Below are 14,782 nucleotides of genomic sequence, written 5' to 3' on the forward strand. Positions count from 1 at the left end.
GGCTTTGAGCCAGGCCCTAGGCGCGCGACATGTCGTAGTCGTCCCGGCGGGCGTGGCGGGTCCGCGCCCAGTACTCGAACGTGAAGCCGGGCCACAGGGTGCGGTTCACCCCGCGCTCGTCGAGGTACCAGCTCACGCAGCCGCCTTCGTTCCACACCGCGCGGCGCAGCCTCCGCTGGAGGCGGTCGTTGAACCGCCGCTGAGCGTCGGCGCGGACCTCGATCACGTCCGCCTGCTCCGCCGCGAGCAGGCGCAGGCAGCTCAGCACGTGCCGCACCTGTGACTCGATCATGAAGACGACGGAGTTGTGGCCCAGGCCGGTGTTGGGCCCGAGCAGCATGAAGAAGTTGGGGAAACCGGCGACCGTCACGCCGTGGTGGGCCTCGATGCCGTCCGCCCAGGCGTCCTGGATCTTCAACCCGTCCCGCCCGACGATGTGCTGTTCGGCGAGCGCCTCGGTGACCTTGAAACCGGTGCCGTAGATGATCACGTCGACGTCGTGCTCTGCGCCGTCGGCGGTCACCAGTCCTGTCTCGGTGATCTCGGTGATCCGTTCGGTGACCAGGTCGACATGGGGGCGGGTCAGCGCCGGGTAGTAGTCCGAGGACAGCAGGATGCGCTTGCATCCGATCGTGTAGTCGGGGGTGACCTTCGCGCGCAGTTCGGGGTCGTCGATCTGACGCTCGATGTGGCGGCGGGCCATCCGCTCCATCGGGCCCATCAGCCTCGGGTCGAGGGTGAAGCCGACGGCCCGGCTCTCCAGCAGCCAGTAGATGCCGTGGCGGAACGCGCGCTGCGTCCCCGGCACGTGCCGGAAGACGCGCCGCGCCCGGTCGGACAGCACGAAGTCGGGCTTGGGCTGGATCCACGGGGGAGTGCGCTGGAACACGTGCAGCCGGCTCACCTCGTCGGCCACCCGGGGAACGAACTGGATCGCCGACGCGCCGGTGCCGATCACGGCGACCCGTTTGCCGGTCAGGTCGGCCGACGGGTCCCACTGCGCGGAGTGGAACGCCGTGCCCCGGAACCGCTCCGCCCCGGGGATCTCGGGGACGGACGGCACGTGCAGGGCGCCGATCGCCGAGACCACGGCTTTCGGCGTCAGCACCTCGCCGGAGGCCAGCGTGACCGTCCAGTGGCCGGCCGCCTCCTCCCACTCCAGGGCCTCGACGGCGCAGCCGAACCGCAGGTGCGGGGCCAGGTCGTACTTGTCGACGCAGTGGCGCAGGTAGTCCCAGATCTCGTCCTGCGGGGCGAACATCCGCGACCAGTCGGGGTTCAGCTCGAAGGAGAAGGAGTACATGTGCGACGGCACGTCGCACGCGCACCCCGGGTACTGGTTGTCGCGCCAGGTGCCCCCGAGATCGTCGGCCTTCTCCAGGATGACGAAGTCGTGGAAGCCCGCCCGCTTGAGCTGGATGGCCATGCCGAGGCCGCCGAACCCGGAGCCGATGATCGCGATTTTCACTGATCCTCCCGGAGCGCCGCCCGCTTCACCTACCGGTAGTAAGTTACCAGCGGTAGCTTACCGACGGTAGGTCGTGAGATAGAGTTCACACGTGATCTCCAACGAGTCCGTGCGGACGCGTCGCCCGAGGATGTCCCGCGCCGACCGTGAGCAGCAGATGCTCGACGTCGCCGAGGAGGTGTTCGCCGAGCGCGGCTACGGCGCCGTCTCGATGGAGGAGATCGCCGAGCGCGTCGGGCTGTCCAAGCCGATGCTGTACGAGTACTTCGGTTCCAAGGAGGGCCTGCTGCTCGGCGTGATCCGGCGGGCCCGCGGTGAGCTTCGGGAGACCACCGAGCAGGCGGTCGGTGCGGCAGGCTCGCCGGAGGAGGTGATGCGGCGCGGCTACATCGCCTACTTCCGGTTCAACGGGGCCCATCGCCGGGCGTGGCTCGTCCTCCTGCAGGAGCCGGTCCTCATGAGGAGCGCGGCCGAGGAGATCGAGGCGATACGCCGGCAGCAGAGCGAGATGATGGTCGGGCTCCTGGCCGCCCACCTCCCGGACCGCCCCCGCCGGGCCCTCGAGGCCTACGCCGAGAGCATGATCGGCGCCTGCGAGCGCACGGCCCTCTGGCTGGCCCGCAACCCCGAGGTCACCCCCGAAGAGGCCGCCGACCACCTGATGGACCTCACCTGGACCGGCCTCGCCAGCCCTGCGGCGAATTCCTGAGTCGGCCACTGCGCGGTTGCGCTACGTTGAGTCATTGAATACGCACTTTACGTTTCCATTGCTTGGCGGGTGATGCGTTGATGGCCGGACAGGGCCTTGAAGTACCCACGGTCCGAGGTCATGACATTTCAACCGCGTTTCCGGCAGTCTGCGCCATGCTGCCCCGGCACCGGGTGGAACTCGTCAACGGTCGGATCGTTGTGAGTCCCGGGGTCGACCGGGCAGCACAACGACATCGTCTACCGACTGACCGTCCAGCTTTTCACCGTCATGCAGAGCCAGGGCTGGCGGATCTGGAACGACATCACGCTCTTCCTCGGGCCGCAGCGCGATCGGTACCGGCCGGATCTGACCGTCGTGCCCGCCGAGCCGAAGATGTGGGCGAAAGATCACATCCACGCCGACCAGGTGCTCCTCGTCGTCGAGGTCGTCTCCGAGAGCAGCGTGACCGACGACCACCAGGTCAAGCCACGGCGGTACGCCGCGGGCGGGGTGCCGCTCTGCCTGGTCGTCGACGTCTTCGCGCGGAAGGTCCGGCTCCTGTCCCAGCCGAGCGACGGCGGCTACCAGCAGGAGACCGATGTCGTCCTGGGCCGGCCGATCGATCTGCCGGAGCCGTGGAAGCTCACGCTCGACACCGCGGCGCTCACCGCCTGATCGGCGACCCTGTCGGCAGCGTCAGGCGAACGTGCGCCAGGACTGTTCCTGGATGAGTTCGCGGCTGCGCCAGCCGTCGGGTGTGCGGATCAGCCGGTGGTGGTACCAACCTCCGCCACGGATGAATCCGGGCTCGGTCGCGGCGATCGTCGACCGTGACGGGGCCAGGGTGTCGGCGAACGACGCGCTGACCCGCGCCTCATCGCCGTCGACCGACATCGTCACCGCCCCGATCAGGTGCTGACGGCCGGGCCAGGCGGCAAGGACCTCGGCGAGCCAGCGCTTGATCGCTTCCCGGTCGCCGCGGACGCCGCCCGACGCGGAGAAGTCGATGATCGCGTCCTCGGTGAAGACCGAGTCGAGTAATGCCCACTCGCCGCCGTCCACGGCGCGCACATAGCGGGCGAGCAACTCGCCGATCTCCAGCCGGTCGGCGATCTCCTGAACGTCCACCCCCGGATCATCCATCTCGCCAAACGGACGATCAATACCGGAATCGCCCTACGATCCGTGATCACCCACGCGCAGAGGGACACTGCCGTCGGCGTTCACTGGGGGAGGCGCGATGCGACGTCGTACGACGAAGACGATCGGCCGTGAGCCCGCCGGAAGGGGCCCGGACGAGCCGCAGGACCCGACCGTCGGAGAGGAGGGGAGCCCGGAAGAAGGCGCCGTCGTCGGGGAGATGGCCGCGATGCCCTGGCAGGCGCACATCGGAGAGCTGGCCGCCACGAGCCTGGCGGGCATGAGCCGCCGCCTGCCCACGCTGGTCGGCGCGGCGATCCGTCTCGCCTGGCGGGCGAGCCGGTTCGACACGGTCGTGACCGTCCTGCTCAACCTCGCCGCCGGGGTCTTCACCGCGTACGGCCTGCTGGCGACGGCCGGTGTGCTGACGGCCCTGTTCGCCGGCGGTGCGACACCCGACCGAGTGCGGGCGGCCCTGCCGTCACTGGCGCTCGTCGCCGGTGCGGCGGCGCTGCGCTCGGGGCTGCAGGCGGGGGCCGGATGGGCGCAGGCCCGGCTGAAGCCGAAGGTCAACCGCATGGTCGAGACCCGGCTGTTCGAGCTCACCACGCGGGTGGATCTGACGGCGTTCGACGACACGGACTTCCACGACGCGATGCACCGGGCCCGCGACCGTGGCCTGTACGAGGCGTCGGCGGTGGTCCAGGAGGCGATCGACATCCTCACCGGCGTCGTCGGACTGACGGCGGCGGCCGGCGCGCTCGGCGTCCTCCACCCGGTGCTCCTGCCCTTGCTGCTGCTCACGGCGGTGCCCGACGGCTGGGCCGCGGCGCGCGTGGCCCGCATGCGCTACCTGACCATCTTCACTCTGTCCCCGCTCCGCCGCCGCAAGTGGGTGCTCGCGGACCTGATGGCCGACCGGGACTCCGCGGCGGAGATCCGGGCCTTCACGATGCGTGGCTTCCTCGGTCGCGAACACGACCGCCTCGCCGCCGACGAGTGCGCGGTCCACGTCGCGCTCGCCCGCCGCCAGACGGTCGCACGGGTGCTCGGGGAGATCGCCGGCGGCGTCGCGAGCGGCGGGGTCTACGTCGCCCTCGGCGCGCTGCTCGCCACCGGAGCGGTGCCCCTCGCCGTCGCGGGCACCGCGGTCCTGGCGATCCGCACCGGTAAGACCTCCCTTGCCTCGCTGCTGTACGCGGTCAACCAGTGCTACGAGTCCGGCCTTTACTTCGCCGACTATCTCGACTTCTGCGCCGAGGCCGAGCGCCGCGTCCCCGAAGGACGTCACGTGGCGGCACCGGTGACCTTCGACGTCATCACCGCGGAGGACGTCTGGTTCACCTATCCGGGCGCCGACGAGCCGAGCCTGCGCGGGATCTCGGTGCGGATCCGCGCGGGCCAGGTCGTCGCCCTCGTCGGCGAGAACGGCTCGGGCAAGACCACGCTCGCGAAGATCCTCGCGGGTCTGTACCACCCGGACGACGGCGAGGTGCGCTGGGACGCGACCCGTCTGTCCGAGGTCGACCTCGAACGCCTGCGCGAGAGCATCGCGATGATCCCGCAGGATTACACGCACTGGCCGATGACGGCGCGGCACAACATCGCGATGGGCCGCGTTCCCGACGACTCTCTCATCGTCGAGGCGGCGCGGGCCGCCGGCGCGGACGAGGTCATCGAGCCGCTTTCCCACGGATACCGGACGCTGCTCGACCGGCGCTTCAAGGACGGCCACGAGCTGTCGGGTGGGCAGTGGCAGCGCATCGCCGTCGCGCGCGGGTTCTACCGGGACGCTCCGCTCCTCATCTGCGACGAGCCCACCGCCGCCCTGGACGCCCGCGCCGAACACGCCCTGTTCGACCGGATCCGCGGCCATGCCGACGGCCGTACGGTGCTGCTCATCACCCACCGGCTCGCCAGCGTCCGCCACGCCGACCAGGTCTACGTGCTCGACCGCGGCCGGGTCGTCGAGGAGGGACCGCCCGCGGAGCTCCTCGCGGCGGGCGGCATCTTCAGCGAACTGTACGACCTGCAGGCCCAGGCCTACCGGCTGCAGGACGGCCCACCGGTCCCGGCGCCCACGCCGGCGGCCGAGGCCTCCCCGTTCTAGGCGGTGTGGCTCGGGCAGCGATCACGACTGTGCTTCTGAGAGGCCACAGGTGATGCGCCAGACCCCTCGGGGGTCGATCTTGGATGTGGTGCTGACAGGATCGCCGGGGAGGCTGCCTCCGCCGTTCACGCCGGACAGGTAATAGCCGTACCGAGTGCGGATTGCGTACAGTCCTTTCTCGTTGACCGGTACAAATTCAAGCTCTTCCCAGCCGGAGGCGACTGTTCCGTCGATGTGCATTTCGCCAGCCGGTGCGTCGCCGCCGACAACTGTGATGAAATTCCCGTTTACTGTTTGAATTGCATAGTAAACGGCGGGCGGGTCGTCGGTGGGCTCGGAAACGAGTTTGAACCGCTCCCATGCGTCGGGAACCGGGGTGCCGAGTTGTAGCGCACCTGTTAGTAGGCCCCCACCCGCGATGGCTCCAAGGTAGCCGCCAGTGTAGTTTGATTGGATCGTGCAATACGGCTCTGCATTGATGGCTACACCGGTCGCGGGCCCGACACCACGAGGAACGTTTGCCGAGGCGGTGGCACGGGGGGTGGAAGCGGTAGACGACGAGGAAATCTTGGAGTTCGGATCACCGCCGGCGCCGGCGTCTTTCATCAGGAGCGTAGCCGCGGTAACGCCGCCGACTGCCAAGAGCGAGGGGGTAAGGGCGAGCCAGCCGCCCTTACCCCAGTGACCACAAATGGCCAGCCGAGGTCCCGAAGAACGCAGTCGGCTCAGACCTCAACTCGGCGCTCAACGACGCAGGGAACCTGCTTTGCTTCAACGTTCTCGCCGCCCTCGACTCGCACGGGCACGGGCACGACATCATGCAGGACTCGGCTAACGAGGCGTACCTCTGGACCATCACCGAGATCCGCCCCAAAATCGGGACTTTTGTGAACGCAAAAACCCCCGTGACCGTGTATGTGAATAATGTCAATAATGGCGGAACCTCGGGAATACCGACTGATACGCCCGCTAACCCCTCAGGAGCTACGGCCGTCTGCAACGACGGCACGCTCTCCTACTCTCAGCACCGCCAAGGAACCTGCTCGCACCATCGCGGCGTCGCACGCTGGCTGTGAGCGACGTTCGAATGACCGTCGGCTATGTGTAGATGTCACACTGCGGCCATTCGCCCGGAACGTTCGTGGTGTCGTCGCTGATCCAGGCGTCGCTCACCCACCCCCACGGGCCATTGGATCCGACCTTCGTGTAGTCCGCCTCGGTGTTAAGCCATGCCGAGTAGCTTCCGCTCTCGGGGCCGTTCGTGACCGTCCCCCCGTAGCAGCGGTAGGAGAACCAGCTCGGGTCACTGACCAGCCAGCCGCAGAGATCGCTCCAGTCCTCACGCGCGTGGCAGAACACTGGCGTGGACCATTTACTCTCTTGCGGATCCCACGTTGTCCGGTCGTTGTGGCAGTCCCAAGCGTCGCCGTCCTTCGAGCATCGCGCTGTCGCTGGGGAAACGGCTTTCGGCACCTCTGTACGGGCTGCGGGTTTGTGGATCGGGGCGTCGGCCGAAGCCCTGCCTACAAGGAGGACGGCGGAGCCGGCCACGACGGCGGCGATGTACGTCAGACGGTGCGGCTTGAGCATGGGCTTCCTTCTCCCGCGTTCGACGAATGGCCATCGAGCCTCCAGAACATTACGTCGCGAGTCGTTTTTCACCGTCTTTCAGCCACGGCTTAAAGACGCAGCTGGCCACGCCGCGATCGCGGATCCGGCACCCCGACCAGCGCCGACCGCAGCTCACCCACCCGACACTCGCCCATCGGTGGGCCGGCGGCGGCAACACCGACCAGGTGGGCAAGCGCAGGATCGATTGGCGAAGATGACAATGCGGGCATGGTGCCTCGAAGCGATCAAGCTGGTGTGGAAACCGCATGATCACCTCACGGCCGTGCCCGCACCCAGCTGATCACCATCACCCCAGCTCAGCCCGGCGAGTCGTTCCCCTCACTACCACCGCTCAGCTGACTTTGCCGAAGCCCTGGGTGGATGGCCCGGCCGGGCTGTGCGGCATTTGTACTATGCCCGTGGCGGTGTTCTCAGTCGCATCCGGCCTGGACCAAGGTGTCTGCGAGTTCGGCAGGCTGGGTGGTCATCGCGTAATGAGCGCCCTGCGTCTGGAGGATTCTGCACAGTGGGCCGAGCCGCTCTGCCCTTTTCTCCCAGCCGTATTCCCCCGGTGGAAAGGCGATGTCATTGACCGGATTGACGTAGCTGGTCTTGATCTGTCCGCTGCCGAGCAGCTGATAGAAGGTGGTGAGATCGAGCTTGTCGGTGAAGAACGCGACGGGTACCGGCGTCAATGCGGCGTACAGCGCTTCCGCGTCGGCCAACTCCATGTCGTTGCAGGCGCGCTCCCGAATCACCTCGAATGGGAGCAGGATCCCCTGTGTCGGGTCTGCCATGCCGAAGGCGGCGCTCGTTTCGGGCGGAAACTCGTCGGCCAGTGAGTTCCCGTCGGACACGGTGAGAGAACTGAGAAATACCAATCGTTTGATTCGGTCGGGGAGTTGTTCGGCGGCTTTGGCGATGAAACTGCCTGCGATCGAGTGGCCCACCAGCACAACGTCGTCGAGTGTGTGGTCGCGTAGATATCCCACGAGTGAAGCGACCCCGTCGGCGTGGGTGAGGTTCATGGGCTCTCCAGGGCCGTGTCCGGCGAGCGTAGGCGTGTGCACCGTGTGCCCGTGGCGGCGCAGTACGGTTGCGACGTGATCCCACGTCGCTCCGGTCTGAAAGGCTCCGTGTACCAGCACGAAAGTCACGCTCTTTTTCGAGACCTCGGGTGAAACCGGTGATGTCGTCATTGTCGATTTTCTTTCTCTGGTCGAAGTGTTGGGGTTGGCAGCCGAGTTCACGATTAGGCTGATGCTGCTGGTGGGAACCGGCACAGTGGGAGATCGCGGCTTGCCGGTCTGTTATCGCTGCACCTCGTAGGTCAGCTTGACAACCTGCGAGAAAGCCTTCACAGCTGTGAGTTTCAATGCGGCGACCTGCCCGGCGCGGAAGTAGTGCTGCTGTCCTTTGCCTACCAACAAGGGATAGATAGTGAGGTCGATCACGTCGATTAGCCGTTCGCGGAGCAATGCTTCTCCGAACCGGCCGTGGCCGAGAATGAGCAGGTTTCTTCCGTCCTGCTGCTTGAGTTGTGCCACTTCGGCGACGGCGTCGCCTCGGATGATGGTGGGGTCGCCCCAGTCGGCCTTGTCCAGCGTGGAACTGAACACGTACTTCGGGATTTCGTTGAGCCGGTCGGCCCACATCGGCTTGTGAGTACCGCCGCCGCCGTACAGGTTGGCGAAGGCTTCATAGCTGCTGCGGCCCAACAACAGGGCGTCGCACGACTCGAGTAGACCGAGGCCATCCCGCAGGTAGGCTTCATCCTGGTAGTTGCCGACCCCCATAGCCACGGGGTCTTCGGTGACGCCATCCGCCGAGGCCAGAACGTACTCGATCACCTTCCGCATAACCTCGCTCCTTCCTTGATCGAACCGGGTAGCCGATTGCGGGGTGGATCGCGGCCGCGCCGGGGTTCGGTGCCCGACACTGACTGCTCGCCAATCGGTGGCGAATGTATAGACACCGAGTTCGCAGGAAACTGGCCGTCTCGGGCCGACCGGTTTTCGGCACTGCCGGTGTCTATACATGAAGAAGGCAGGTACTCAGGTTCAGGAGGCGTAGTGGCGAACGGCGAATTCACGGTCCGAGCACGTGCAGGCGAGAGCGACGCGTTCCGAGAGTTGACCGAGCAATATCGGTGGGAGTCGCAGGTGCACTGTTACCGCATGCTCGGATCGTTTCAGGACGCCGAGGACGCAGTGCAAGAAACGCTGCTCGCCGCCTGGCAGGGTCTCACGGGGTACGACGAGCGCGCCTCGATCCGCACGTGGCTCTACCGGATAGCGACCAGACGCTGCCTCAACGCGCGTCGCTCAGCGAGCCGACGCCCGGTCAAGGAGTGGGATGTGCCTAACGTCTCCGCCCCACCGGACCTGCGCGCAGCCATGGGCACCCCGATCTGATACGCCTCCTGCAAATCTGCATGCCCCGGCCCGCACCATCGGTGGGGTCGACGGCAAACGAAAGGTGGATCTAGCCCGCTTTGCGTTTGCGTCGTGACGCGCTGTGATTTCGAGTGGGGGTGAGAGACCTTCGCCGCCGGTCTGTCGCTGCAGCCCGGTAGAGGCGGCGCAGTCTGACCTGGGAGACGCCGCGGAGGGCGGGAAGCAGCGCTGCCGAAGCCGGTACGGTCCGGACAACCAGACTGGTGAAGGACTGCGGCGTAGCCGTGGCGCCGCTGCCGGAGCAAGGCTGGGTGTCTACCCGATCAATCGATACCCCAGTGAACAGACGCCACGGCGTGGCGCCCCCCAGAAGTCTGTCACTCTGTTTCGGGGAGGGTTCGGGGTAGTCCGAAGCGCGTCATGACGTTGGTGTTGTGGAAGCCGGTGATGGCGGTGATGTGGTCGCCGGCGGTGGTGATGACCAGGAGGGTGTAGGCGCGGTAGACGCCGGTGTGGGGGTCTGCCAGGTACAGGCCGAAGGCGGGCTGGCCGTTGGCGCGGGTGGGTATCACGCGGTAGGTGCAGCCGGGGCGGAAGACGACGGCGGCGAAGAGGCGCTGGGCTGATTCGATGCCGCGGTATTCCAGCATGGCGGGGGGCATGGAGAGTCTCACGTCGGTGACGAGCAGGTCGATCAGGGCGTCCAGGTCGGCGCGTTCCAGGGCGTCGGTGAGGCGGGCGACGAGCCGGTGTTCGGCGGCGGTGTCGGGTTGGCGTGCGGGCCTGCGGCTGCCGGTGCCGCTGCTGCCGCCGCTGCGGCTGCCGGTGCTGCCGTCGTCGGCGAGGTGGTTGTCGACGGTGGCGCGGGCGCGTTTGAGGGCGCTGTTTACGGCTTCCTGGGTGGTGCCGAGCATCTGGGCGACTTCGGCGGCGTGGTAGCCCAGGACGTCGCGCAGGACGAGCGCGGCGCGTTGGCGTGGGGGCAGCAGTTGCAGGGCGGTGATGAAGGCGAGGGAGATGGCTTCGGTGGTCTCGTAGCGGGTCTGCGGTCCGGGGCGCTGGTCGACGAGGTGGTCGAGCAGGACGTCGGGGTAGGGCTCCAGCCAGGGCGGGGCGTCGCCGGCGCCGGTGGGTTCGGGCAGGGTGGCTTCGGGCAGGGTGGGGGCGATGCGGGGGCGTCGGCTGTTGGCGCGCAACATGTCCAGGCACCGATTGGTCGCGATCTGATACAGCCAGGTCCGCAGCGTGGACCGCTGGCCGAACTCGCCGAGGTTACGCCAGGCGGACACGAGGGTCTCCTGGAGTGCGTCCTCGGCGTCCTGCAGTGACCCGAGGATGCGGTAGCAGTGCACCTGCAACTCGTGGGAGTGGCCTTGGACCAGGTCGCGGAACGCGTCGTGGTCGCCGGCTCGAGCTCGAGCGATCAGATCCGTCGCCTGCATCTCCATCGGCATGCATCCTCGCTTTTCTTCTTTCCGCAGCGCCGCGTTCGGCTTGCTTACTGATACTGACGCCGTCGGGCCCACGGATTGGGCGGTGTCTGCGCGCCCAATTCATGGCCGCGCCGGCGTCTACCTGATTGGAGGCGGTCCCAGCCCGGGGCGCGGCCCCGGACACAGAACAGGACCACAGATCATGGCCAACTACGTTTTCTCCTTCCGTGTGCCCTCTGACTACCGGCCCAACGCCGGGACGCCGGCCGAGTGGCAGGCCTGGTTCGGCGGGCTGGGCTCGGCCCTGGTGGACGTCGGCAACGCGGTGACCGAGTACGCCTCGATCGGCGAGGTCGGCGGCAGCGGCTCCCGGATGGTCGCCTACTCGGTGGTGTCCGCCGAGGACATGGACTCCGCGCTCGCGCTGGCCAAGGACTGCCCGGTGATGCGGGTCGGCGGTGGGGTCGAGGTCGGCCCCGTGATGGAAACCGCCGCCTCGTGAGCGACGCCATGACCGCATCGACGGCGCACCGTCGAGACCGGTAATGACCGACAACATTGTCAAAGGAGTACGGAAATGGGAAAGATCGTCATCACCTCGAATGTCACACTCGATGGCGTGGTCCAGGACCCGGACGGCGAGGAGGGCTTCGAGCGGGGCGGCTGGTTCCACCAGTACGTGGGGGCCAACGACCTCGAAGACTGGGTCGCCCGCGAGACGCAGGAAGCGCTGGATGCCGAGGCGCTACTGCTGGGCGGGCGGACCAGTGAGTGGTTCGCGGACCGGATGACTGCGCGCAATGAAGCGGAAGGCCGCGTAAGCCCCGAATGGGCGAACAGAGTGAGAAGCCTCCCCAAGTACATCGTGTCGTCGACTCTCGAGGGTCCTCAGTGGAGCAACGCCACGGTCCTGGGCGGCGATGCGGTGAAAGAGGTTTCGGAGCTGAAGCGGAAAGTGGACGGGGAAATCCTGGTCTACGGCAGCTATCAGCTCGTGCGCACACTGATAGAACACAACTTGGCTGATGAACTGCGGCTGGCAGTCTTCCCGGTCGTGCTGGGATCCGGGCTGCGTATCTTCGACGAGACCAGCGACAAGAAGCCGCTGCACCTGGTCGACACTCGAAAGATGGGTGACGGTCTGGTGTTCTACACCTACGAGTTCGTGCAAGGCTGACGGCTGTAGACGTGCCGAATTCGCGTTCGTCGGTGATGAAGTAGCGTCCCCCGTTTGACGGAATTCGGGGAGAAGCTTGGTGGCGGGCGGGTTGATGGGATCGCGGAGCCATCGTAGGTCAAGAACGAGACCCACTCGGTGTTGATGTCGAGCCCATCGCCCGCACCGTTCCCGTACAGTGCAGCAGTTCGCCGAGGGCATGCACGGACAACGCGGAGGCCAAGACCGCGGTGCGGTTGAGCGCGTGCCCTCCCCGCGTATGGGAGCGGTGCGATGAGCCCGGAGGCCACGGCTCGCCTGGTTGCTTCCGGGCAGGAATCCAGTCGAGGTAGAGGAGGCCGTTCTTCCCGACGCCGAACGGGCGGAGGAGCGTACGGCCAGCTTGGCGACGCGTATTGACCCCGGAGCTTCTGCGGGAAGTCGGTTGGGGCGGGGTGAACATGTCGCTGTAGCCGGGCTGTCGCGATCATCGGCGGCGGGGCCATCCCACTGCCGGCTCGCCCAAGTTCTTTGATGCCGGGGATCGGGTGTATCGGGAGCGTATCGAAAATCGCATAGCTGAATTGCCGCAACGGCCCGGAGAGGAGGTACCAGCCGCCGCGACGCACCGGTGGTCTTCCGCGCCGGCGGCCGAGGTTCCGTCAGGGCTCCTGGCGCCGCCGGATGGGCGGCACGGCCCGTACGATCGCGCGGAGTCCGGCGGGCAGCGGCACCGAGGCGCCATCGGAGACGGCGACGTAGGTGATGTGGCCCCTCGCCGACACGTCGTCATCGCGCCGGAGAACGAACGACACGGCCAATGAGCTCCGCCCGGCGCCGGTCGGGCGGACCTCGATCGAGACGGGGTCGTCCAGCTGGGGGCCACGACGGTGCTCGCAGCCGCTGGCGACCACGACGAGATCGGCGCCTGCCGCGCGAAGCGCCTGGTAACCACCGACATGGTCGTCGAGCCAGCCGAGGAACGCGTCCTCGAAGTACTCGTAGTACCGGGTGGCGTGGAGTACTCCCTGGGCGTCGCAGTGCCGCGGACGGATCCGGGCGTGGTACACCGACACCGGCACCGCGCCGGCGTCCGCGGGCGGGCTCCGGTGCGCCCAGATCGCGTCGAAGGCGGCCTGGTCGTGGGGGAGCATCCGGCAGCCGGCGATCCGGCCGTCCCGTACGCGATACAGGCCTACGGTCGACCAGGTGTGCTCCTCCCCGGCGATCGTCGCGGTGCCGTCGGTGAGCGCGGTGATCCACTCGCCGTCGCCGCTGAGCACGTCGCGGGTGTGCATCCGGAAGCTCCGATCGGCGAGCTCCCGGCGCCTGCGGAAGTAGGCGAGCACCGCCTCGACGCCGTGGTGGTCGCCGGCGATCGCGTTGTTCCCGGGCACGTGCCAGGCGATGTCCTCCGTGAGGATCTCCCGCAGCGCCGCGGCGTCGCCTCCGCCGTAGAACGCGTTCTGCGCCGTGTGCAGGCGGTGCAGGAGTGCGACGGCCTGTTCCCTGTCCAGTGTCGTTCCCTCTCGTGAGAGTGCCGATCGTCACAGCCTGGACTCGCGTCAGGGCGTGGCGTATCGCCGGATCCACTCGTACATCGCGACGCCGCTGGCCACACCCGCGTTGATGGAGCGCGTCGAGCCGAACTGGGGGATGTGCAGGACCACGTCGGCGGCCTCCCGCGCCTCCTCTGACAGGCCGGGGCCCTCCTGGCCGAACAGCATGAGGCACGCGCGGGGCACCTCGGCGGTCTGGATCGGCCGGGACCCGGGCAGGTTGTCGATCCCGATGATCGGGAGATCGCGCTCCCCGCACCACGTCACCAGGTCGCTCGTCGTCGGATGGTGACGTACGTGCTGGTACCGGTCGGTGACCATGGCGCCGCGGCGGTTCCAGCGCCGGCGGCCGACGATGTGCACCTCCGCGGCGAGGAACGCGTTGGCGTTCCGGACGACCGCGCCGATGTTGAAGTCGTGCTGCCAGTTCTCGATCGCCACGTGGAAGGGGTGCCGGCGGGCGTCGAGGTCGGCGACGATCGCCTCGTTGCTCCAGTAGCGGTATTCGTCGACGACGTTGCGGCGGTCGCCTTCCGAAAGCAGCGCCGGGTCGAACCGGGGATCGTCGGGCCAGGGCAGCGGATGCGGGCCCATCCCGGGTTCGGGACCCGTTCCTGTCTCCGGCTCGATCTCGGGTTGTGCGCCCACGCCGGGCTGCGTCACGACCTCAGACGTCATGAGGCCGAGCATAGAAGGCGTCCGCCGCGGCTCGGTCCATGCGCCGAGCCGCGGCGGGGCCGCCCTGGCCGAGGGAGATTCTCGGGAAGGGCGACCGCACGGTGCTACCTCGCGGAATGCGTGTAACAGATGCCGATCACCTGGTACGCGATGCCCTTGCCCGCGTACCCGCCGCCGACCTTCCAGTAAGCCTTGAACGATTTCCTGTTGTAGAGCGGGTGCGCCCGCAGGGTGCCGTACTTGCCCCGCGGGACGACGTACGAAGCGGACACCATCCACGTCTTCGTCCTGGTCACGTCGAACCCGACGGCGGCCGACAGACCTTCGACATCGACGCCGACCGTGGAGGAATGGGTGTTACTGATGCTCCGGCTCCCCGTCACGGTCAAGGTGACGGGGCCTTTCCCACGTGCCTCGGCCACGGTCTTCGTGCCGCACTTCTTGCTGAGTTTTTGACGTGCTTGTACTTGAAGGGGTGCATCGGTCGGCGCGCGGCCGAGGGGGCCGGGCTCGCTCCGTCGGTCGCAGCCACGGTTACGG

Annotated in this window: 16 protein-coding genes and 1 pseudogene; 7 read left to right on the forward strand and 10 right to left on the reverse strand. The window is 67.5% G+C overall.

Features of this window, described 5'->3' with window-relative positions:
* Nucleotides 1-16: 16 nt before the first annotated feature.
* Nucleotides 17-1,468: an NAD(P)/FAD-dependent oxidoreductase gene (locus AB0I04_RS00900; RefSeq protein ID WP_360876842.1), complete on the reverse strand. Its 1,452-nt coding sequence runs from the start codon at nt 1,466-1,468 to the stop codon at nt 17-19.
* 91 nt (nt 1,469-1,559) lie between these two features.
* Here AB0I04_RS00900 and AB0I04_RS00905 point away from each other — a divergent pair, with 91 nt between their 5' ends.
* A complete protein-coding gene (locus AB0I04_RS00905; RefSeq protein ID WP_360876845.1) occupies nt 1,560-2,177 on the forward strand; it encodes a TetR/AcrR family transcriptional regulator in 618 nt (205 codons plus the stop codon).
* A 219-nt stretch (nt 2,178-2,396) separates the two neighbouring features.
* Nucleotides 2,397-2,834 (forward strand): annotated as a pseudogene (locus AB0I04_RS00910) (Uma2 family endonuclease); the annotation flags it as partial.
* Nucleotides 2,835-2,855: 21 nt separating this feature from the next.
* On the opposite strand, the gene AB0I04_RS00915 reads toward AB0I04_RS00910, so the two are convergent.
* On the reverse strand, nt 2,856-3,287 hold the full coding sequence (locus AB0I04_RS00915) for a nuclear transport factor 2 family protein (protein WP_360876848.1): 432 nt from the start codon (nt 3,285-3,287) through the stop codon (nt 2,856-2,858).
* Nucleotides 3,288-3,399: 112 nt separating this feature from the next.
* Here AB0I04_RS00915 and AB0I04_RS00920 point away from each other — a divergent pair, with 112 nt between their 5' ends.
* Nucleotides 3,400-5,409 carry an ABC transporter ATP-binding protein gene (locus AB0I04_RS00920; protein WP_360876851.1) on the forward strand — a complete coding sequence of 670 codons (2,010 nt, stop codon included), beginning with the start codon at nt 3,400-3,402 and terminating at the stop codon, nt 5,407-5,409.
* Between the two features lie 21 nt (nt 5,410-5,430).
* Here the strand turns inward: AB0I04_RS00920 and AB0I04_RS00925 are convergent, their stop codons facing one another.
* Nucleotides 5,431-6,015 carry a hypothetical protein gene (locus tag AB0I04_RS00925; protein WP_360876854.1) on the reverse strand — a complete coding sequence of 195 codons (585 nt, stop codon included), beginning with the start codon at nt 6,013-6,015 and terminating at the stop codon, nt 5,431-5,433.
* Between the two features lie 212 nt (nt 6,016-6,227).
* Here AB0I04_RS00925 and AB0I04_RS00930 point away from each other — a divergent pair, with 212 nt between their 5' ends.
* Nucleotides 6,228-6,485: a DUF3761 domain-containing protein gene (locus AB0I04_RS00930; protein WP_360876857.1), complete on the forward strand. Its 258-nt coding sequence runs from the start codon at nt 6,228-6,230 to the stop codon at nt 6,483-6,485.
* A 22-nt stretch (nt 6,486-6,507) separates the two neighbouring features.
* Here the strand turns inward: AB0I04_RS00930 and AB0I04_RS00935 are convergent, their stop codons facing one another.
* The 3 genes from AB0I04_RS00935 to AB0I04_RS00945 all read right to left on the reverse strand — a co-directional run bounded on the left by AB0I04_RS00935 (nt 6,508) and on the right by AB0I04_RS00945 (nt 8,879).
* Complete coding sequence (locus tag AB0I04_RS00935) at nt 6,508-6,768, reverse strand: hypothetical protein (protein WP_360876860.1); 261 nt, start codon at nt 6,766-6,768, stop codon at nt 6,508-6,510.
* A gap of 683 nt (nt 6,769-7,451) precedes the next feature.
* Nucleotides 7,452-8,219, reverse strand: coding sequence for an alpha/beta fold hydrolase (locus AB0I04_RS00940; RefSeq protein ID WP_360876863.1), 768 nt, complete (start codon nt 8,217-8,219; stop codon nt 7,452-7,454).
* A gap of 111 nt (nt 8,220-8,330) precedes the next feature.
* Nucleotides 8,331-8,879 (reverse strand): dihydrofolate reductase family protein, encoded by a 549-nt coding sequence (locus AB0I04_RS00945; RefSeq protein ID WP_360876866.1) that lies wholly within the window; start codon nt 8,877-8,879, stop codon nt 8,331-8,333.
* Nucleotides 8,880-9,197: 318 nt separating this feature from the next.
* Here AB0I04_RS00945 and AB0I04_RS00950 point away from each other — a divergent pair, with 318 nt between their 5' ends.
* Entirely contained in the window at nt 9,198-9,434 is a 237-nt protein-coding gene (locus AB0I04_RS00950) for a sigma factor (RefSeq protein WP_360876869.1), read from the forward strand.
* Nucleotides 9,435-9,793: 359 nt separating this feature from the next.
* Here the strand turns inward: AB0I04_RS00950 and AB0I04_RS00955 are convergent, their stop codons facing one another.
* Entirely contained in the window at nt 9,794-10,864 is a 1,071-nt protein-coding gene (locus AB0I04_RS00955) for a sigma-70 family RNA polymerase sigma factor (RefSeq protein ID WP_360876872.1), read from the reverse strand.
* A gap of 187 nt (nt 10,865-11,051) precedes the next feature.
* Between AB0I04_RS00955 and AB0I04_RS00960 the strand changes: the two genes are divergently transcribed.
* A complete protein-coding gene (locus tag AB0I04_RS00960) occupies nt 11,052-11,351 on the forward strand; it encodes a hypothetical protein (protein ID WP_360876875.1) in 300 nt (99 codons plus the stop codon).
* A gap of 75 nt (nt 11,352-11,426) precedes the next feature.
* Nucleotides 11,427-12,026 (forward strand): dihydrofolate reductase family protein, encoded by a 600-nt coding sequence (locus tag AB0I04_RS00965; RefSeq protein ID WP_360876877.1) that lies wholly within the window; start codon nt 11,427-11,429, stop codon nt 12,024-12,026.
* Between the two features lie 641 nt (nt 12,027-12,667).
* On the opposite strand, the gene AB0I04_RS00970 is transcribed toward AB0I04_RS00965, so the two are convergent.
* The 3 genes from AB0I04_RS00970 to AB0I04_RS00980 form a co-directional block, all read right to left on the reverse strand.
* A complete protein-coding gene (locus AB0I04_RS00970; RefSeq protein ID WP_360877597.1) occupies nt 12,668-13,522 on the reverse strand; it encodes a nuclear transport factor 2 family protein in 855 nt (284 codons plus the stop codon).
* Between the two features lie 48 nt (nt 13,523-13,570).
* The gene (locus AB0I04_RS00975) at nt 13,571-14,158 is read right to left on the reverse strand and encodes an RNA methyltransferase (RefSeq protein ID WP_360877600.1); all 588 of its coding nucleotides are present in this window, start codon (nt 14,156-14,158) and stop codon (nt 13,571-13,573) included.
* Between the two features lie 188 nt (nt 14,159-14,346).
* Entirely contained in the window at nt 14,347-14,631 is a 285-nt protein-coding gene (locus AB0I04_RS00980; protein WP_360876880.1) for a hypothetical protein, read from the reverse strand.
* Between the last annotated feature and the right edge of the window lie 151 nt (nt 14,632-14,782).

Origin of the sequence: Actinoallomurus sp. NPDC050550 (assembly GCF_040655075.1) — a bacterium.
Taxonomy (GTDB): domain Bacteria; phylum Actinomycetota; class Actinomycetes; order Streptosporangiales; family Streptosporangiaceae; genus Actinoallomurus.